Below are 16152 nucleotides of genomic sequence, written 5' to 3'. Positions count from 1 at the left end.
CGAGGGGCGGGGCGCGGGCTCAGCTGCAGCCGGCGTGCCGGCAGCCGAGGCCGCACAGGTGGCGCCAGCTGCCGCCGCCGCGCGTGCCTGAGCCGGCCTGGCCGGCGCTGCTGCTGCCGCCACCGGCGCCGGCCAGGAAGGGCGCGACGCGCAGGCGTGGGGCCGGGCGCCCGCAGCCGGGGCACAGCTCATCCTGCAAGGCCTGGCTCATCGGGCGCATCGCGCGGAAGTCGCCGCAGGGCGTGCAGCGGTAGTCGTACAGCGGCATGGGGGCTCCTTCTGTTGTTTGAGCTGGGGAGGGGCTGAGGCTGGATTTGGGGTGGTTTGTTGGATTGCTCTTGGGCGGGTTTGCGCTTTGCTTTGTTGGTGCGCCGCGCGCAAGCCCGCCGGGGCCCGGCCCGGCAGCCGGGTAACTTTTCTGCGGGCCCAGGAAGAGTCACCCAAAGGAGGGCCCGAATGCGATTTGACCGAGGACCGCGCCTGGCACTGCGGCCCGGCCCGACCACCATCCGTGCGACTCCACCCCTCCGGCCTTGAGTCGCTCGCCGGGTACGGCTCGACTCCACGCTGGGCCTTGTGCCCCCGCCCGCTGCCTGCCGAAGCGCGGCCTCGGGCCGTGCATCGGCACCCCCTGGGGACAGCTAGGCTGTTCCGCCAGGCTTGGGGGTATTCCGGGCCGAGCACCTGGCCGCCCCAAGCCGGCCCATCTGGCGATGTGCGAGTGCGGTCACCCCCGCGAGCATCGCTGCCCCGCCAGTGGCCGGCCAAGGGACTCCTTAGACGAGGGGGCCTTACTTCATGAGGCCGTTCAACAGCAGATACCCCGGCACCCAGCCCGTCAGAATGCCCTCGGCGACGGTCAGCGCGCCCACCAGCCGGGCGATGGGCTTCTGCAGCGCCAGCAGCACGAAGAACAGGAACCACAGCAGGCCCCAGGCGGCCCAGCTAAGGCCGAACCAGTAGTCCCAGGTGCTGTGGGCGCCGCCCAGGGTCTGCAAGGTGACGGGTATGGCGGTCAGCGCGACGAAGAGGCTGAACCAGCCCAGCCCACGGCCGTCGGCCCCGTTGCCGCGGTTCAGCGCCACCCAGAAGTAGGTGAAGCTGAACAGCAGCGTCAATGCCGCCGCCTTGATCGTCGAGGCATCCGCCCCGGGCCCGAAGGCCAGCACCAGACAGGCCAGCAGCGTGATGCCGCCGACCAGGTAGTTGATGATGGAAATCTCGTTGTCGCCAATGCGCCCGAGCAGCCACAGCCCGTTGAGGCACAGCACCGCGCCGACGTAGAACAGAACCAGTCCCAGCATGTTTGTCTCCTGTGCCCCTGTCTACCGGGCCCACCCGGCCGGTCGGTGTCACCGACCCGCAGGCGTCCGGCCGCAACGGCTTTTGTGTCTTCGTCATTGCCACCCCACCCGGCCTCGAGGCCCCGCCGCGGTGTCTTCCCCGGCGGCACCCGAGGATCCGGCTTTGCCGGGCCTGCGGGTGCGCCCCCTGGCGGGGGCCGGCAAAGCCGGCAGGGGGAGGGCCCATCAATCCGGCGAGCGCGGTACCTGCAAGCCCTGCTTGACCTGGTGCGGCGCGCCGGTCGCCGAGGGGCGGATGTCGAAGTCGAAGATGGCGCGCGGGATGTAGATCGTCGAGCAGGCGTTGGGGATGTCCACCACGCCCGAGAGCCGGCCCTCGACCGGCGCAGTGCCCAGGATCATGTAGGCCTGGATGTCGGTGTAGCCGAACTTCATCAGGTAGTCGATCGCGTGGTTGCAGGCATTGGCGTAGGCCAGGCCGGAGTCCAGGTAGTGCTGGCGGCCCTTGCTGTCCACCGAGACGCCGGAGAAGGCCAGCCACTCGGAGTACTGCGGGTCGCGGTTGCCGGGCATGAAGACGGCGTTCTCGCGCACGCCGTACTTGGCCATGCCGCCCTTGATGATGTCCACATGCAGGTCCATGTAGCCGCCCATCTCGATTGCGCCGCAGAAGGTGATCTCGCCGTCGCCCTGCGAGAAATGCAGGTCGCCGAAGGACAGCTTGGCGCCGGGCACGAAGACAGGATAGAACACGCGGCTGCCGGCGGTCAGGTTCTTGATGTCCTGGTTGCCGCCGTTCTCGCGCGGCGGGGCGGTGCGCGCGGCCTCCCGGGCGACGCGATCGAAGTCCGCACCCTTCAGCGAGCCGAGGATGGCGCCGTCGGCCAGCGGCGGCAGTGCCAGCGGCGGCACGCGCATCGGGTCGGTGGCGATCAGCGCGGTCTCGCGCTGGGTCCAGCGCGCCAGCAGCTCGGCCGACGGCGCCGTGCCCATCAGACCGGGGTGATGGATGCCGGTGTAGGACACCTCGGGAATGTGGCGCGAGGTGGCGACGTCGCCGCGGAAGTCCCAGATCACCTTGTAGGCATCCGGAAAGCGCTCGGTCAGGAAGCCGCCGCCGTTGGAGCGCGCGAACACGCCGGTGTAGCCCCAGCCCTGGCCGGAGTAGGGGCCGGCGTCCTCCAGCGGGCAGGCGTTGATGTCCAGGATGTCGACGATGAGCAGGTCGCCCGGCTCGGCGCCCTCGATGTGGAAGGGCCCGGAGAGCACGTGCACGCCGTTCAGCGGCGCGTGGCGGATGTCGTCGGCGGATTCGTCGTTCTTGATCGCACCGTCGAACCATTCGCGGCAGTCGGCGCGGAAGACGGTGCCGGGCTTGATCGTGACCGCTGCCGGGATGTCCGGATGCCAGCGGTTGTGGCCGACCAGCTTCTGGTCCTTGAACTTCTTGGTGTTGTCCAACGGGAACAGGTTCTTAGGCATGACGAGACCCTTTCATGGGGGCGGGGACGACGGCACCCCGGGGCTCGGGGCGGGCGGCAATGCCGTGGCTCAGGGCCGCGGCAATGTGTGGAGCAGCGGGTTCAACGGCGCCTGGCGGCGCGCCGTGGCGCTGGCGGGTGGGGCCGAGACCAGCTCGGGTTCGTGGCGGCTTTTCTGCGCGTGGTCCTGGGCCTCGGTCCAGGCGACGCGCTGGCCGACGCGCAGCTGGGGCGCGGAGAACAGCCGCCGCGACGGTGTGCCGCAATGCCGGCAGGGGGTGGCGCCGGGGGCCTGCCCGAGGCGGCACATCAGCTCGAACGGGCCGTGCGTGTCACAGAGATATTCGTACAGGACCATGGCAATTCCTTCCGTGGCCCCGGACCGGTGCGGGCGGGGCGAACGGGAGGCATGGTCTTGCAAACGCGGCCGGCGCGAATCCCCGGCGGCGGTGAGACGTCCTCACCCATTTGGGTGAGGCGGCGCGGAGGGGTCGGGCCTCAGCGGAAGTAGCGCTGGCGCAGGCGCTCGTAGCGGCTGTTGCGGCGGATCTGGTCCAGCGCCTGCTGCAGCCGTGTCACCAGCGCCGGGTCGGTGTCCGGCGGCAGGCCGTACCAGTAGGACTTGCCCACGTCATGGGCCATCACCACGCGCAGGCTGTTGTAGGACAGTCCCTGGCGGTTCAGATGCCAGGCGGCGGCCCAGTCCAGCATCAGCATCAGGTCCATGCGCCCGGCCAGCAGCTTGCGCAAATTGCTGCCGTCGTCCTGTGCCAGCTCCAGCTCGCGGTCGGGGCGCAGCCCGGCGGCCTGCAGCTCGCGCGCGGCGGCGGATTCGCGCACCACGCCCAGCTTGCGCGTGCCCAATGCGTCCAGGCTGCGCAGCTTCAGCGCCGGTTGGTTCGCCATCTGGTAGATCAGCAGGCGGCGCTCGCTGATCGGGCCCACCCAGCGGTACTGGTCCTCGCGCTCCGCGGTGCGGGTCAGCGAGAACAGCAGGCTGTTGGGCCGTCCGCGCGCCATCTGCACGCTGCGCAACCAGGGCAGCACCTGGACGCTGAGCTTCAGGCCCGCCTGCTCGGCCACCATCTCCAGCAACTCCACGCTGAAGCCGCGCGGCTGGCCGTGTTCCTCGTAGTTCAGCGGCGCGAGGCTCTCGGTGAAGCCGGACAGCTGCGGCTCTTCGCCCTGCGCGGACACGGGCGACCCGCAGCAGGCCAGCAGTCCGGCTGCCATCCAGTCGCGGCGACGCATCAAGCTCTTGAAATCCATGGCTGTGGGCAGTGTAGTGATTGCCGCAGGACTGTGCGGACATCGAACGACTGCGGAGCTGCGCGCGGACCCGGCTGGCGGGCACGATGTCACATTCGACCAGGCTGCTCCGTCTTGGGTGGACATCCTGCGAGGAACCCATGAACGCGATCTCTTCTCTTCGTGAACGCGCCCGGTTGCGCCCACTGCTGCGCGGGCTGCTGGCCGCCGGGCTGGGCCTGAACGGCCTGTGCATGCTGCTGGCCCCGCAAGCCTGGTATCGGCTCATGCCCGGCGTCGAGTACACCGGCCCGCTGAATCTGCATTTCGTCCGCGACATCGGTTGCGCCTATCTGGTGGCCGGTCTGGGCCTGGCGTGGCAGGCCTGGCGGCCGCACCAGGGCGGGCCGGCCGCGCTGGCCGGCGCGGGTTTTCTGGCGCTGCACGCCGGCGTGCATGCCTGGGAGTTGATGGTGGGCCTGTGCGGCTGGGGCCAGTTCTTGCGTGACGTGCCGGCCGTGGTGCTGGCCGCGTTGCTGGCGCTGGGTCTGGCCTGGCCGGGAGGGCGCGATGCTTGATCGTCTGCTGGCCTTGCTGATGCGTCCGTGGGTGATGCGCGGCCTGGGCGCCTTCGAGCGCCGCTATCGCTACGACATGCGCTATGCCCGTGAACTCTTCGAGGCCAGCCCGCGCGCTTTCCTGCAGCTCAACCGGCTCTTCGCCGTGGCCCGCTTCGCGCCCGGTCTGAGCCCCGCCATGCTGGCGGCGGCCAAGTTCGCCGCGACCCGGCGCGAGGACTGCGGGCCCTGCAGCCAGCTGGCATTGGACATGGCGCGCGAGGCCGGCGTGCCGCCCGCGCTGCTGCGCGCGCTGGTGGCGGGCGACGAGAATGCGATGTCCGCGGACATGCGCCGCGCCTGGCGCTATGCCCAGGCCGCGCTGGATCACGATGCGGCGCTGCCCGTCCATGCCGAGGCGCTGCGCCTGCACCATGGCGCCTCCGCGCTCAGCAGCCTGGCGCTGGCGCTGACGGTGGCGCGCTGCTTTCCTGCACTCAAATATGCACTGGGCCATGGTCAGAGCTGCCAGCGCCTGGTGATCAACGAAGAAGGGCTCACGCCATGACCTCGCATCCTGCCGACCTGTCGCCGCGCCGCGAGCGCCTGATGCAAGCCTTTCGCGTCGAGGGCCCGACGCTGCGCACCCGCAATGCCGACGAGGCCGATCCGGCGCGCGCGCGCATTCCCGGGCTGTGGGCGCAATGCCTGGCTGGTGCGCGGCCCCCCGGTCCGCTGCATGCGGTCTACCACGCCTATGAATCCGACCACCATGGCGCCTACAGCCTGTGCCTGGGTGAGGCGAACCCGCGGGCCGACGCGCCAGGCGTGCTCGTGCCGGCCGGCGACTACCTTGTCTTCGAGGCCCGCGGCGAGATGCCGCAGGCGCTGATCCAGGCCTGGGCGCAGGTCTGGCGGTATTTCGCGGCGCCGGACGCACCGCGGCGCAGCTACCGCGCCGACTTCGAGCGCCATCTGGCGCCCGGCTGCGTGGAACTGCACATCGGGGTCCAGGCATGAACCCGCCTCGGTCCGGCCCGCCGACGCTGGCCGAGCGCGCGCGGCGTTTCGACCGCGAGCAGGCGCGAGGCCTGCGCGCGCTGGCCTATCGCATGCTGGGCTCGCGCGCCGAGGCCGAGGACATGGTGCAGGAGGCCTGGCTGCGCTGGGCCGAGGTGGACGAGTCCCAGGTCCAGCATGCTGGCGCCTATCTGTCGCGCCTGGTCACCCACCTGTGCCTGGACCGGCTGCGCAGCCCGGCCCACCAGCGCGAGCTCTATGTCGGCACCTGGCTGCCCGAGCCGCTGGTGGACGAGCTGCAGGACTGGCAGCCCGACCCGCAAAGCCAGGCCGAGTATGCGCAGGAGTTGTCGCTGGCCTTCATGCTGACGCTGGAGCGGCTCACGCCGCTGGAGCGCGCGGCCTTCGTGCTGCACGACGTCTTCGGGCTGGACTTCGACGCGGTGGGCCAGCGCCTGTTGCGCAGCGGCACGGCCTGCCGCCAGCTCGCCAGCCGCGCGCGCCAGCATGTGAAGGCCGGCTATGCGCGCGTGGAGGTGGCCGAGGAGGAGCGCCAGCGCCTGCTCGACGCCTTCCTGGACGCGCTGCGCGGGGGCGATGTCGACGCGCTGGCGCGCGTGCTGGCCGAGGACGCGGTGCTGCTCAGCGACGGCGGCGGCAAGGCCCACGCTGTGCCCTATCCGCTGCATGGCGGCGCGCGCATCGCGAAGGCGCTGGTGGGATTCACGCGCCAGGTGGACCTGCGCGCGCTGCGCGTCACGCGGACCCGCATCAACGGCCTGCCCGGCTATGTGGTCCAGGACGCCGAGGGCCGCCCCATCCAGACGGTGGCGCTGGCGCTGCGTCCGCTGGCGAGCGGGGACGGCGGCGTGCGCGTCACCGTGGCGGAGATCTACGTCCAGCGCAACCCCGACAAGCTGGGCCATCTGGCGGGGCTGGCCGGCGCGTCCGATGTCACATCCGGCCCGTCCGGTCCGTCTTGATCGATGAGGGGCCCGCCGGGCTCCCACCTTCGACAGATACAGGACCGACCGCCATGACTCCGCGCATCGACTATCCCCAGCAATCCCCGCAGCTGTTCCAGAAGTTCATGGACTTCAGCCTGGCGCTGCACACCACGGGCAGCATCGAGCCCGGCCTGGCCCATCTCGTGGACATCCGCGCGTCGCAGCTCAACGGCTGCGCCTTCTGCCTGGACATGCACATCAAGGAAGCACGGCTGCACGGCGAGCGCGAGCTGCGCCTGCACCACGTGGCGGTCTGGCACGAGTCGCCGCTGTTCAGCGCGCGCGAGCGTGCCGCGCTGGCCTGGACCGAGGCGCTGACGCGGCTGGCGCCCGGCGGCGTGTCCGACACCGTCTATGACGAGGCGCGCGCGCAGTTCAGCGAGCGCGAGCTGACCGACCTGAGCTTCCGTGTGATGACGATCAATGCCTGGAACCGCCTCGGCGTGGCCTTCCGGGCGACGCCCGGCTCGCGCGACAAGGCCTTCGGGCTGGACCGCGCCGGGCTGGCCTGAGCGGCCCGCGGCGCCCATGGAAAACGGCCGCCCCTCGGGCGGCCGTTTTCATGCGGGCGCAGAGCGCCGGGCCGGGTTCAGGCCTTGTCGCCGCCGGTCAGCAGCGGGATGCTGCCGTCGGACTGGCCGCCGAGCAGGCCGCTGTGGGTGTAGATGCCCAGCTTCTGGCGCGTGTCGGTGATGTCCAGGTTGCGCATGGTCAGCTGGCCGATGCGGTCGGCCGGCGTGAAGGGCGCGTCCTCGACCTTTTCCATCGACAGGCGCTCCGGCGCATAGGTCAGGTTGGGGCTGACGGTGTCGAGCAGGCTGTAGTCGTTGCCGCGGCGCAGCTCCAGCGTCACCTCGCCGGTGATGGCGCGCGCGACCCAGCGCTGGGCGGTCTCGCGCAGCATCAGGCATTGCGGGTCGAACCAGCGGCCCTGGTAGAGCAGCCGGCCCAGCTTCATGCCGTTCATGCGGTACTGCTCGATGGTGTCCTCGTTGTGGATGCCGGTCACCAGGCGCTCGTAGGCGATGTGCAGCAGCGCCATGCCCGGGGCTTCGTAGATGCCGCGGCTCTTGGCTTCGATGATGCGGTTCTCGATCTGGTCGCACATGCCCAGGCCGTGGCGGCCGCCGATCGCGTTGGCCTCGGCAAACAGCTCGACCGCGTTCGCGAACGTGCGGCCATTGAGCGCGACGGGCACGCCTTCCTCGAAGCGCACGCTGACCGTCTCGGGCTTGATCTGGACTTCTTCCTTCCAGAAGGCCACGCCCATGATGGGGTTGACGATGTGGATGCCCTTGTTGAGGAACTCCAGGTCCTTGGCCTCGTGGGTGGCGCCCAGCATGTTGGAGTCGGTCGAGTAGGCCTTCTCCACGCTCATCTTGTAGTCGAAGCCGCAGGCCTGCAGGTATTCGCTCATCTCCTTGCGGCCGCCCAGCTCGTCGATGAAGCTCTGGTCCAGCCAGGGCTTGTAGATCTTGAGCTGAGGGTTGGCGAGCAGGCCGTAGCGGTAGAAGCGCTCGATGTCGTTGCCCTTGAAGGTCGAGCCATCGCCCCAGATGTTGACGCCGTCCTCGCGCATCGCCACGACCAGCGCGGTGCCGGTCACGGCGCGGCCCAGCGGCGTGGTGTTGAAGTAGGTGGCGCCGCCGCTCTTGATGTGGAAGGCCCCGCACTGGATCGCGGCGATGCCCTCGGCCACCAGCTGCGCGCGGCAGTCGATCAGGCGCGCGATCTCGGCGCCGTAGGCCTTGGCTTTGCGTGGGATCTCGTCGTAATCGCTTTCGTCGGGCTGGCCCAGGTGGGCGGTGTAGGCGCAGGGGATGGCGCCCTTGGCGCGCATCCAGTGCACGGCGGCGCTGGTGTCCAGACCACCGGAGAAGGCAATGCCGACGCGTTCGCCGGCGGGGATCTTTTGGAGGATTGTTGCGGCCACGGAACGTCTCGTGTGTTGGGTGTCGAGTGGCGGTCGGCGGGCGACCGGATTCGAGGGAGTGCCCCATTCTAGGCGGCGTGACGGCCCCGGCCCCGGCCGATAGTTCATCAAGGGCCAAGCCAGGCTTCGCCGCGGCGCGGACGAGCGCCGCGGTTCAGGGGTCGCTGGGGGCGGGATCGTCGGCCGGGCCCCAGCCCACGCGGCCCTGGCCCGATTCGTTCAGCCGCGCCACCAGGGCCTGGGCCGCCGGCTCGGGCAGGGCCAGCGTCATCTGCACCAGCGCGCCATGCTGGACGTCCAGCAACTGCGCGCCGGCCAGTTCCAGCTCGCGCCGCACCAGGCCTTCCAGCGCGTAGGGCAGGATGCAGCGCAGCCGGGCCTGGCGCACGCGGGGGATCTTGGTCGCCGGCAGCAGGGCCTGCGCGACCGCGTCGGTGTAGGCGCGCACCAGCCCGCCAGCGCCCAGCTTGACGCCGCCGAAGTAGCGCACCACGGTGGCCAGCACGCCGTCCAGGTCCTGGTGGCGCAGCACTTCCAGCATGGGGCGACCGGCGGTGCCGCCGGGCTCGCCGTCGTCATTTGCGGCGGACTGTCCGCCGGCGATCAAGGCCCAGCAGACATGGGCGGCGCCGGGATGCTGGGCGCGCAGCTGGGCCACCCGGGCCTGCGCCTGCGCGCGGTCGGCACAGGGTTCGACGCAGGCCAGGAAGCGGCTTTTCTTGATGATCAGTTCGTGGTGGGCGGGGGCGGCCAGGCTCAAAGGCATGCGCCATTGTCGCGCCGGCCGCGCCCGCGGGCCGGCGGGCTCAGCCGCGGCGGCGGCGGGCCACGGCGGCCAGCGCCAGGCCGCCCAGCGCCAGGGCCAGGCTGGCGGGCTCGGGCACGGTCTGACGGCCGTCGATGGTCAGGTTGTCGATCGCGAGCTGTCGGGTGAAGCCCGCGTTCGTGGGCGTGATGCGCACGCGGCTGATGCCCTTCCAGTCGAAATCCACCAGCAGCGGGGCCGTGTTGCTGATGTGGAAGACCTTGGTGTAGGCGGCCTCGCGGTTCTCGCCGATGTAGCCGCGCACCGTGACTTCCTGGTCGGCGTACCAGGCCGAGGTGAAGTAGGCGCTGTTCAGCTCGAAGCCGGACATGCGGCCGAACGAGACCTCGGCGCCGGCGGAGTTGAACGCCACGTACTCGCCGGACACCAGGCCCTTCTGATAGCCGCTGTTCGGGATCGTGTTGCCCCGCACATATTGGAAGGCGTCGGACCAGCTCAGGTTGCCATAGCCGTTGGGAATGGCGCCAGACTCCAGTTTGCTCGGGTCCGTCGGCGGCAGATCGTCGAAGGTGAGCACCGTGGCGCCGGCCTGGGCGAAGGGCGCGCACAGCGCCAGCGTCAGCGCGGCAATGCGCAGCGGGCGGCTCTTGAGAAAGGACGGCGTGAGGGCGAGAGACATGACAGGTTCCTGCTTGTGCTTGTTGTCGTGGATCGCGCGTCGGCGGCCGGGAAGGAGGTCCGCGTGCCTGGCGAGGCGCCGGGGGGCGACTGTGCCTCAGCGCTGGTGTCCGGGCTACCGCCCGTTCGCGGGGCTGGCCGGTGTCCACCCCCATGACCGGGCGTCCTGCGCCCGCTGCCTGCGACAATCCGCGCCATGCTGAAGTTCGACCTGCTCAAGACCGAGGGCCGCGCGCGTCGTGGCCGCATGACGCTTAACCACGGGGTCGTCGAGACCCCCATCTTCATGCCCGTGGGCACCTACGGCACGGTGAAGGGCGTGATGCCGCGTTCGCTCGAGGAGATGGGCGCCCAGATCATCCTGGGCAACACCTTCCACCTGTGGATGCGGCCGGGCCTGGACATCATGAAGCAGTTCGGCGGGCTGCACCGCTTCGAGAGCTGGAACAAACCCATCCTGACCGACTCCGGTGGCTTCCAGGTCTGGTCGCTGGGTGAGATGCGCAAGATCAGCGAGGAGGGCGTGAAGTTCGCATCGCCAGTCAATGGCGACAAGCTTTTCCTCACGCCCGAGATCAGCATGCAGATCCAGACCGTGCTGAACTCCGACATCGTGATGCAGTTCGACGAGTGCACGCCTTACGAAACCAAGGGCCACATCACCACCGAGCTGGAAGCGCGCAAGTCCATGGAGATGAGCCTGCGCTGGGCCAAGCGCTGCCAGGACGAGTTCGCCCGCCTGGGCAACCCCAACGCGCTGTTCGGCATCGTGCAGGGCGGCATGTTCGAGCAGCTGCGCGGCGAGTCGCTCGCCGGGCTGGCGGCGCTGGACCTGCCGGGCTACGCCATCGGCGGGCTGTCCGTGGGCGAGCCCAAGGAGGACATGCTGCGCGTGCTGGACCACATCGCCCATCAGCTGCCGTCGAACAAGCCGCGCTATCTGATGGGCGTAGGCACGCCCGAGGACCTGGTCGAGGGCGTGCGCCAGGGCGTGGACATGTTCGACTGCGTGATGCCCACCCGCAATGCGCGCAACGGCCACCTGTTCACCCGCTTCGGCGACCTGCGCCTGCGCAATGCCCGCCACAAGGCCGACGAGCGCCCGGTCGACGAGACCTGCAGCTGCTACTGCTGCCAGAACTTCAGCCGCGCCTATCTGCACCACCTGGACCGCTGCGGCGAGATGCTGGGCCCGATGCTGACCAGCGTGCACAACCTGCACTACTACCTGAACCTGATGCGCGAGATCCGCGAGGCGCTGGACGCGGGCGACTTCGCCGGCTTCCGCCAGCGCTTCCTGGCGGACCGGGCGCGCGGGGTCTAAGCCCGTTGGGGCCGGCCGGGCCGTGCCTGAGCCAGGGTTTGCCGCGCCCACCATGCTGAAACGCCTGCTCGCCCTCCCGAAGACGCTGCTGCGGCTGCTGTTCGCGCTGCTCATCCTGTTCGAGGAATGGGGCTGGGCGCCGCTGCAGCGCGCGATGGCCTGGCTGGGGGGGCTGCCGCTGCTGCGCCAGCTGGAGGCGGGGCTGCGCCGGCTGCCGCCCTATGCGGCGCTGATGGCGCTGCTGCTGCCCACGCTGCTGCTGGTGCCGGTCAAGCTGCTCGCGCTGTGGCTGCTGGCCCAGGGGCGGGCCGGGCTGGGCATCGCGCTGGTCCTGGCCGCCAAGCTGGTGGGGACGGCGCTGCTGGCGCGGCTCTTTGCGCTGCTGCAGCCGGCGCTGATGCGCCTGGGCTGGTTCGCGCGGGCCTACGCGCGCTGGGTGGTCTGGAAGCAGGGCCTGCTGGACTGGATCCATGCCACCGAGGCCTGGCAGACGCTGCGCCGCTGGCGCCTGGCGCTGCGGCGCCAGCTGCGCGCCTGGTGGCGCGGCCGGGCCTGAACGCCCGGCCTGTCAGCCGGCCGGACGTTTCGCCGCCAGGCTCTGCCGCAGCGCGTCGATCGCATGGCGCACCTTGGCCGGCTGGGCGTCGCGCTGCGGCGTGAGCGCGTAGACCGGCAGTGCCGGCAGGGTCCAGGGCCCGTGCAACGGCAGCAGCCGGCCCTGGGCCACCGCGTCCTCGACGTCACTGGGGCTGAGCAGCGCCAGCCCCAGGCCGGCCTCGCACAGCTGCTGCAGGCTGAGCTGGTTATTGCTGCTGGCGCGCGGGCTGACGCGCAGGCCCTGGCCGCCGCCGCCCGCACCAAAGGGCAGCGTCGCGGGCCCCTCGGTGTCCGGGCGCAGCGCCAGCCAGTCGTGGTCGCCCAGGTCCGCCACGGCGGCGGGCACGCCGCGCCGTGCCAGATAGGCCGGGGCGGCGTAGAGGACCATGCCCAGCTCGCCGATGCGCTGCGCCACCCAGGGGCTGTCGGGCAGGCGGCCGAAACGCACTGCCAGGTCGATGCGCTTGGCCACCAGGTCGGTGAAGCCGTCGTCCACCTCCAGGTGCAGGCGCAGCGCCGGGTGGGCGATGAACAGCGGCGCCAGCGCCGGCCCCAGCGTGCGCGCAAAGCCCACCGGTGCGCTGACGCGCAGCTCCCCTTCCGGCGCGTCGCGCAGGCGCTGCAGCTCGGCCTGCGCCGCGCGCGCGGCGGCCAGCATCGCGCTGCAGCCTTCGACGAAGCGGGCGCCGGCGGGCGTCAGGCTCAGTCGCCGCGTGGAGCGATGCAGCAGGGTCACGCCCATGTCCTGCTCCAGCGCGCGCAGCTGCTGGCTCACCGCCGAGGTGGTGGTGTGCAGCTGGCGCGCCGCGGCCACCAGGCTGCCATGCTCCACCACGGTGGCGAGCACGGCCATGCGTCGGAGCTGGTCGATCATGGGGTGATTGTGAAGATTGACTAAATAATGAACTGCGATCCTAGGGACTTACCGATGGATTGTGAAGTTCATAAAGTCTCGTCCATCGCAACACAGATGAACGCGGCCCGCCGCCGCGACGAAAGGACGAAGGATGAAAGTCGCTCTGATCGGTGCCACCGGCTTTGTGGGTTCCGCCGTGCTGAAGGAATTACTGGCCCGCGGCCACGAGGTGGTGGCGCTGGCGCGCAACCCGGGCAAGCTGGAAGCGCAGGCCGGCTTGAGCGTGCGCCAGGCCGATGTGCGCCAGGCCGACCAGGTCGCCGCCGCGCTGCAGGGCGTGGACGCGGTGGTCAGCGCCTACAACCCGGGCTGGGGCGTGGCCGGCCTGTACGACGAGTTCCTGCAGGGCAGCCGCGCCATCACCCAGGGCGTGAAGCAGGCCGGCCTGACCCGCCTGCTGGTCGTGGGCGGTGCGGGCAGCCTCTATGCCGCGCCGGGCGTGCAGATCGTCGACACGCCTGAGTTCCCGCAGGCGTGGAAGGCCGGCGCGCTGGCCGCCCGCGAGGCGCTGAACCTGATCCGCCAGGAGTCCTCACTGGACTGGAGCTTCCTGTCGCCCGCCGTGCACCTGGAGCCCGGCGAGCGCCGCGGCCATTACCGCGTCAGCCTGGACACGCCGGTGATGGATGCCCAAGGTCCGGCCCACATCAGCACCGCCGACCTGGCCATGGCCATCGTCGACGAGCTGGAGCAGCCGCGGCACATCCGCCGCCGCTTCACCGTGGGCTACTGATCATCGGCGCCGTCGCGCTGCACCAGGTGCCGCGCGGCGGCGGACGGGGCCTGGCCGTCCAGCAGGTGGCGCAGTGGGGCCGCCAGCGCCCGGGGCCGGATTTCGATCCGCTCCAGCGCGGCGCGGTCGAACCACTGGAACACCAGCCGGGCGTGCTCCTCCATGCCAGCGAACGGGCCAGTCCGCGCCGCCAGGCGCGACGCCGCGGGCAGCGCCACGCGGAAGCACAGCCCCAGCTCCTGCCGCGGGGCCGCGTCGCCGGTGCCGCGGAAGAAGTTCTCCACCACCCACAGCAGCTCGCCGCTCTCCACGGCCTCGCCCAGTTCTTCGAGCAGCTCGCGCTGCAGCGCCTCCGGGCCGGTCTCGCCGGCCTCCACGCGCCCGCCGGGCAGGGCCCAGAAGGCGTCTTCGCGGCGTCGGTGCAGCAGCAGGCGCGCACCGTCGACGATGACGGCGGCAGCACGGACGCGCATCACGCCGTCTGCTGCTCCAGCAGATAGTTCGCGCCGTCGTACTGGCCCAGCACGTCCACCAACAGCGGCAGGCATTCGTGCAGGCGGTCGTGCAGCGTGTAGGGCGGGTTGACGACGAACATGCCGCTGCCCAGCATGCCGAAGCCGCGCTCGTCGGCCTGGGCCACGGTGAGGCGCACATGCAGCCAGCCCTTCTTGGCCGCGGGCTCGGCCGCGGCCTTGAGGCGCTGCACCAGCTGCGCCGACTCCAGCAGCTGCAGCTGCGGATACCAGATCAGCACCGTGCCGTCGGCAAAGCGCTGCAGCGCCTCGCGCAGCGCGGCGACGACGCGGCCGTAGTCGGTCTTGATCTCGTAGGGCGGGTCGATCAGCAGCACGCCGCGGCGCGAGGGCGGCGGCAGTTCGCCCTTCAGCGACGCAAAGCCGTCCTGGCCGCTGACCTGGGTGTTGGGCCGGTCTTCCAGATAGCTTTCGAGGATGCGCAGGTCGGTGGGATGCAGCTCATAGCAGCGCAGCCGATCCTGTTCGCGCATCAGCAGGCGCGCGATCGCCGGCGAGCCGGGGTATTGCTCCAGCCGTTTGCCGGGGTTGAAGTCGCGCACCAGCTGCACATAGTGCTGCAGCGGCTCGGGCAGGTCGTCGCGGCTGAACAGCGCGGCGATGCCGCCGGCGTGCTCGGCGTTCTTCTGGGCATAGCGGCCCTCCAGCGCATAGCCGCCGGCCCCGGCGTGGGTGTCGATGACGGTGTAGGCCTTGTCCTTCTCGCCCATATAGCGCAGCACCTCGGCCAGCACCAGGTGTTTGAGGACATCGGCGTGGTTGCCGGCGTGGAAGGCGTGTCGATAAGCAAGCATGCCCGCACTGTAGCGCCCGCGGCACGGCGCGGGGTGTCCGGGCTCAGTTCTGTTGCAGCGCGCCGGGGTCCAGCGCCGGCCCGGCCAGCGCCACGCTGTGCGCCGGATGGACGTACTGCCGCCGCGGCGGCGCCAGGCCGTCCGGCAGCGCCACCGCCTGGCCGCTCAGCGCATGGCCGGGCGGCAGCCGCAGTGCCGGGTCCAGCGCGCCCGCGAGCAGGCTGGCGCGGTGGTTGCCGCCCAGGTCCCAGCCGGGCTCCAGCGCCAGCCCGCCGGGGCCCAGGATGAGGTTGTTGGCCGCGCGCAGCCGCAGCGGGCCGGGGCGCACGCGCAGCAGCGGACCCGGCCAGGGCAGGCGGTTGATCCAGGTGTTGTGCAGCAGGTCCAGCGCATGCGTGCGCCCGTCGGGATAGCCGTCGGTGCCATAGGCCAGCATCAGCCGGTTGTCGCTGTGCAGGCTCTGGCCGATCAGGTTGCCCAGCAGCAGGGTGTCGCCGCCCTCGGGGAATTCCAGTTCGTAGCTGGCTTCGCCGCGCGGGTCGTCGATGAGGCGGCAGTATTCGACGCGGTTGATGGCGGCGCGGCTCTTGAGCAGGTGGCCGCGGCGGCCGCCGTGCAGCCAGCAGCCGCTCAGGCGCAGCTCGGCGATGCGCCCGGCGTAGAGCAGGTGGCTGTAGCCGCCGCCAGGGCGCGCCTGGGCAAGCTCGCAGTCCTCCAGGTGCAGCCGGGCGTCCGCGTCGTTGTTGCTGAGCACGCCCATCTCGCAGTCCACGAAGCGGCAGCGGCGCAGGTGCAGCGACCCGCGCTCGAAGCGCACGCCGGCACCGTTGCCGTCGGCCACCTGGGCCGCGCTGAACTCGAAGCCCTCGACCAGCACGTTCTCGCCGGCGATCACGAACAGGCCCTTGCCCGCCGCCGCGCGGCCGGCCGCGCGCAGGCGCACCGGGCCGCCCACGGCGACCAGCTGCAGCCCGTCCTGCGTCCACTGGGCTACGTCGCCCGGATAGTCGCCGGCCTGCACCTCGACGCGGTCGCCGGGCCGGGCCAGGCGCGCGGCCTCGGCCAGGCTGCCGATCGAGGCGCCCGGCCCCACCCGCAATACCCGTGTCGGCGCCGTTGGCGCTTGCGCGCCGCCCGGGCGGGGCACGAAGGTCAGCGCGGCCAGGCCGTGCAGCAGGGGGCGGCGTCGCATCAGGGCGTGGAACGAGAAAACGCGTCGAGGTCAAACGATAGCCGGAAAGTGCAGGGATTTGCTGGGGTG

The 16152-nt window shown here is 71.0% G+C and carries 20 protein-coding genes; 8 read left to right on the top strand and 12 right to left on the bottom strand.

Translation table 11 applies throughout. The annotated features are described in order from the left end of the window. Positions 1 to 19: 19 nt before the first annotated feature. From LZ017_RS04995 to LZ017_RS04975, 5 genes are all read right to left on the bottom strand, one after another. Positions 20 to 268 carry an FmdB family zinc ribbon protein gene (locus tag LZ017_RS04995; RefSeq protein WP_241298970.1) on the bottom strand — a complete coding sequence of 83 codons (249 nt, stop codon included), beginning with the start codon at positions 266 to 268 and terminating at the stop codon, positions 20 to 22. Between the two features lie 523 nt (positions 269 to 791). After that, positions 792 to 1304: an AmiS/UreI family transporter gene (locus LZ017_RS04990; RefSeq protein ID WP_241298969.1), complete on the bottom strand. Its 513-nt coding sequence runs from the start codon at positions 1302 to 1304 to the stop codon at positions 792 to 794. 225 nt (positions 1305 to 1529) lie between these two features. Further along, positions 1530 to 2786, bottom strand: coding sequence for a formamidase (gene fmdA / locus LZ017_RS04985; protein WP_241298968.1), 1257 nt, complete (start codon positions 2784 to 2786; stop codon positions 1530 to 1532). Positions 2787 to 2855: 69 nt separating this feature from the next. Then, a complete protein-coding gene (locus tag LZ017_RS04980) occupies positions 2856 to 3143 on the bottom strand; it encodes a zinc ribbon domain-containing protein (RefSeq protein ID WP_241298967.1) in 288 nt (95 codons plus the stop codon). Between the two features lie 140 nt (positions 3144 to 3283). Then, positions 3284 to 4054 (bottom strand): ABC transporter substrate-binding protein, encoded by a 771-nt coding sequence (locus tag LZ017_RS04975; RefSeq protein ID WP_241298966.1) that lies wholly within the window; start codon positions 4052 to 4054, stop codon positions 3284 to 3286. A gap of 140 nt (positions 4055 to 4194) precedes the next feature. Here LZ017_RS04975 and LZ017_RS04970 point away from each other — a divergent pair, with 140 nt between their 5' ends. Genes LZ017_RS04970 through LZ017_RS04950 form a run of 5 tightly spaced genes read left to right on the top strand, consistent with a single transcriptional unit; the run spans position 4195 to position 7129 of the window. Next, positions 4195 to 4611: a hypothetical protein gene (locus tag LZ017_RS04970; RefSeq protein ID WP_241298965.1), complete on the top strand. Its 417-nt coding sequence runs from the start codon at positions 4195 to 4197 to the stop codon at positions 4609 to 4611. Further along, positions 4604 to 5158, top strand: coding sequence for a hypothetical protein (locus LZ017_RS04965; protein WP_241298964.1), 555 nt, complete (start codon positions 4604 to 4606; stop codon positions 5156 to 5158). Before LZ017_RS04970 ends, LZ017_RS04965 begins: the two co-directional genes overlap by 8 nt. Continuing rightward, entirely contained in the window at positions 5155 to 5610 is a 456-nt protein-coding gene (locus tag LZ017_RS04960) for a GyrI-like domain-containing protein (protein ID WP_241298963.1), read from the top strand. The genes LZ017_RS04965 and LZ017_RS04960 overlap by 4 nt, the downstream gene beginning before the upstream one ends. Further along, on the top strand, positions 5607 to 6593 hold the full coding sequence (sigJ, locus tag LZ017_RS04955) for an RNA polymerase sigma factor SigJ (protein ID WP_241298962.1): 987 nt from the start codon (positions 5607 to 5609) through the stop codon (positions 6591 to 6593). The genes LZ017_RS04960 and sigJ overlap by 4 nt, the downstream gene beginning before the upstream one ends. Before the next feature lie 53 nt (positions 6594 to 6646). Continuing rightward, entirely contained in the window at positions 6647 to 7129 is a 483-nt protein-coding gene (locus tag LZ017_RS04950) for a carboxymuconolactone decarboxylase family protein (protein WP_241298961.1), read from the top strand. Positions 7130 to 7206: 77 nt separating this feature from the next. On the opposite strand, the gene argG is transcribed toward LZ017_RS04950, so the two are convergent. The 3 genes from argG to LZ017_RS04935 form a co-directional block, all read right to left on the bottom strand. Next, on the bottom strand, positions 7207 to 8550 hold the full coding sequence (gene argG, locus LZ017_RS04945) for an argininosuccinate synthase (RefSeq protein ID WP_241298960.1): 1344 nt from the start codon (positions 8548 to 8550) through the stop codon (positions 7207 to 7209). Between the two features lie 154 nt (positions 8551 to 8704). After that, positions 8705 to 9316 carry a YigZ family protein gene (locus LZ017_RS04940; protein ID WP_241298959.1) on the bottom strand — a complete coding sequence of 204 codons (612 nt, stop codon included), beginning with the start codon at positions 9314 to 9316 and terminating at the stop codon, positions 8705 to 8707. A gap of 40 nt (positions 9317 to 9356) precedes the next feature. Next, positions 9357 to 9995 (bottom strand): PEP-CTERM sorting domain-containing protein, encoded by a 639-nt coding sequence (locus LZ017_RS04935; protein ID WP_241298958.1) that lies wholly within the window; start codon positions 9993 to 9995, stop codon positions 9357 to 9359. Between the two features lie 195 nt (positions 9996 to 10190). Here LZ017_RS04935 and tgt point away from each other — a divergent pair, with 195 nt between their 5' ends. Together tgt and LZ017_RS04925 are read left to right on the top strand one after the other, a co-directional pair. Beyond that, complete coding sequence (gene tgt / locus LZ017_RS04930; protein WP_241298957.1) at positions 10191 to 11318, top strand: tRNA guanosine(34) transglycosylase Tgt; 1128 nt, start codon at positions 10191 to 10193, stop codon at positions 11316 to 11318. A 52-nt stretch (positions 11319 to 11370) separates the two neighbouring features. Beyond that, on the top strand, positions 11371 to 11874 hold the full coding sequence (locus LZ017_RS04925) for a hypothetical protein (protein WP_241298956.1): 504 nt from the start codon (positions 11371 to 11373) through the stop codon (positions 11872 to 11874). A 12-nt stretch (positions 11875 to 11886) separates the two neighbouring features. On the opposite strand, the gene LZ017_RS04920 is transcribed toward LZ017_RS04925, so the two are convergent. Further along, the gene (locus tag LZ017_RS04920; RefSeq protein ID WP_277604524.1) at positions 11887 to 12789 is read right to left on the bottom strand and encodes a LysR family transcriptional regulator; all 903 of its coding nucleotides are present in this window, start codon (positions 12787 to 12789) and stop codon (positions 11887 to 11889) included. Between the two features lie 133 nt (positions 12790 to 12922). Here LZ017_RS04920 and LZ017_RS04915 point away from each other — a divergent pair, with 133 nt between their 5' ends. After that, positions 12923 to 13564, top strand: a complete 642-nt coding sequence (locus tag LZ017_RS04915) for an NAD(P)-dependent oxidoreductase (protein ID WP_241298955.1) — start codon at positions 12923 to 12925, stop codon at positions 13562 to 13564. Here LZ017_RS04915 and LZ017_RS04910 read toward each other — a convergent pair. The 3 genes from LZ017_RS04910 to LZ017_RS04900 are packed head-to-tail and all read right to left on the bottom strand — an operon-like array spanning position 13558 to position 16083. After that, positions 13558 to 14037, bottom strand: coding sequence for an NUDIX hydrolase (locus LZ017_RS04910; protein ID WP_241298954.1), 480 nt, complete (start codon positions 14035 to 14037; stop codon positions 13558 to 13560). The genes LZ017_RS04915 and LZ017_RS04910 overlap by 7 nt on opposite strands. Continuing rightward, positions 14037 to 14891: a 23S rRNA (adenine(2030)-N(6))-methyltransferase RlmJ gene (locus LZ017_RS04905; RefSeq protein WP_241298953.1), complete on the bottom strand. Its 855-nt coding sequence runs from the start codon at positions 14889 to 14891 to the stop codon at positions 14037 to 14039. The genes LZ017_RS04910 and LZ017_RS04905 overlap by 1 nt, the downstream gene beginning before the upstream one ends. Positions 14892 to 14934: 43 nt before the next feature. Next, complete coding sequence (locus tag LZ017_RS04900; RefSeq protein ID WP_241298952.1) at positions 14935 to 16083, bottom strand: hypothetical protein; 1149 nt, start codon at positions 16081 to 16083, stop codon at positions 14935 to 14937. Positions 16084 to 16152 lie beyond the last annotated feature (69 nt).

It is taken from the genome of Pelomonas sp. CA6 (assembly GCF_022549225.1).
Taxonomy (GTDB): Bacteria; Pseudomonadota; Gammaproteobacteria; order Burkholderiales; family Burkholderiaceae_C; genus Roseateles.
The sequence above is the reverse complement of the archived record's forward strand: the minus strand, read 5'-3'. Positions and strand labels throughout refer to the sequence as shown.

Coding starts and splice junctions, on each gene's coding strand:
- tgt (WP_241298957.1), top strand. CDS start 10,191: ATGCTGAAGTTCGACCTGCTCAAGACCGAGGGCCGCGCGCGTCGTGGC.
- LZ017_RS04900 (WP_241298952.1), bottom strand. CDS start 16,083: ATGCGACGCCGCCCCCTGCTGCACGGCCTGGCCGCGCTGACCTTCGTG.
- LZ017_RS04920 (WP_277604524.1), bottom strand. CDS start 12,789: ATGATCGACCAGCTCCGACGCATGGCCGTGCTCGCCACCGTGGTGGAG.
- LZ017_RS04990 (WP_241298969.1), bottom strand. CDS start 1,304: ATGCTGGGACTGGTTCTGTTCTACGTCGGCGCGGTGCTGTGCCTCAAC.
- LZ017_RS04935 (WP_241298958.1), bottom strand. CDS start 9,995: ATGTCTCTCGCCCTCACGCCGTCCTTTCTCAAGAGCCGCCCGCTGCGC.
- LZ017_RS04970 (WP_241298965.1), top strand. CDS start 4,195: ATGAACGCGATCTCTTCTCTTCGTGAACGCGCCCGGTTGCGCCCACTG.
- LZ017_RS04940 (WP_241298959.1), bottom strand. CDS start 9,316: ATGCCTTTGAGCCTGGCCGCCCCCGCCCACCACGAACTGATCATCAAG.
- LZ017_RS04980 (WP_241298967.1), bottom strand. CDS start 3,143: ATGGTCCTGTACGAATATCTCTGTGACACGCACGGCCCGTTCGAGCTG.
- LZ017_RS04910 (WP_241298954.1), bottom strand. CDS start 14,037: ATGCGCGTCCGTGCTGCCGCCGTCATCGTCGACGGTGCGCGCCTGCTG.
- LZ017_RS04915 (WP_241298955.1), top strand. CDS start 12,923: ATGAAAGTCGCTCTGATCGGTGCCACCGGCTTTGTGGGTTCCGCCGTG.
- sigJ (WP_241298962.1), top strand. CDS start 5,607: ATGAACCCGCCTCGGTCCGGCCCGCCGACGCTGGCCGAGCGCGCGCGG.
- LZ017_RS04905 (WP_241298953.1), bottom strand. CDS start 14,891: ATGCTTGCTTATCGACACGCCTTCCACGCCGGCAACCACGCCGATGTC.
- LZ017_RS04995 (WP_241298970.1), bottom strand. CDS start 268: ATGCCGCTGTACGACTACCGCTGCACGCCCTGCGGCGACTTCCGCGCG.
- LZ017_RS04975 (WP_241298966.1), bottom strand. CDS start 4,054: ATGGATTTCAAGAGCTTGATGCGTCGCCGCGACTGGATGGCAGCCGGA.
- LZ017_RS04950 (WP_241298961.1), top strand. CDS start 6,647: ATGACTCCGCGCATCGACTATCCCCAGCAATCCCCGCAGCTGTTCCAG.
- LZ017_RS04960 (WP_241298963.1), top strand. CDS start 5,155: ATGACCTCGCATCCTGCCGACCTGTCGCCGCGCCGCGAGCGCCTGATG.
- LZ017_RS04925 (WP_241298956.1), top strand. CDS start 11,371: ATGCTGAAACGCCTGCTCGCCCTCCCGAAGACGCTGCTGCGGCTGCTG.
- LZ017_RS04965 (WP_241298964.1), top strand. CDS start 4,604: ATGCTTGATCGTCTGCTGGCCTTGCTGATGCGTCCGTGGGTGATGCGC.
- fmdA (WP_241298968.1), bottom strand. CDS start 2,786: ATGCCTAAGAACCTGTTCCCGTTGGACAACACCAAGAAGTTCAAGGAC.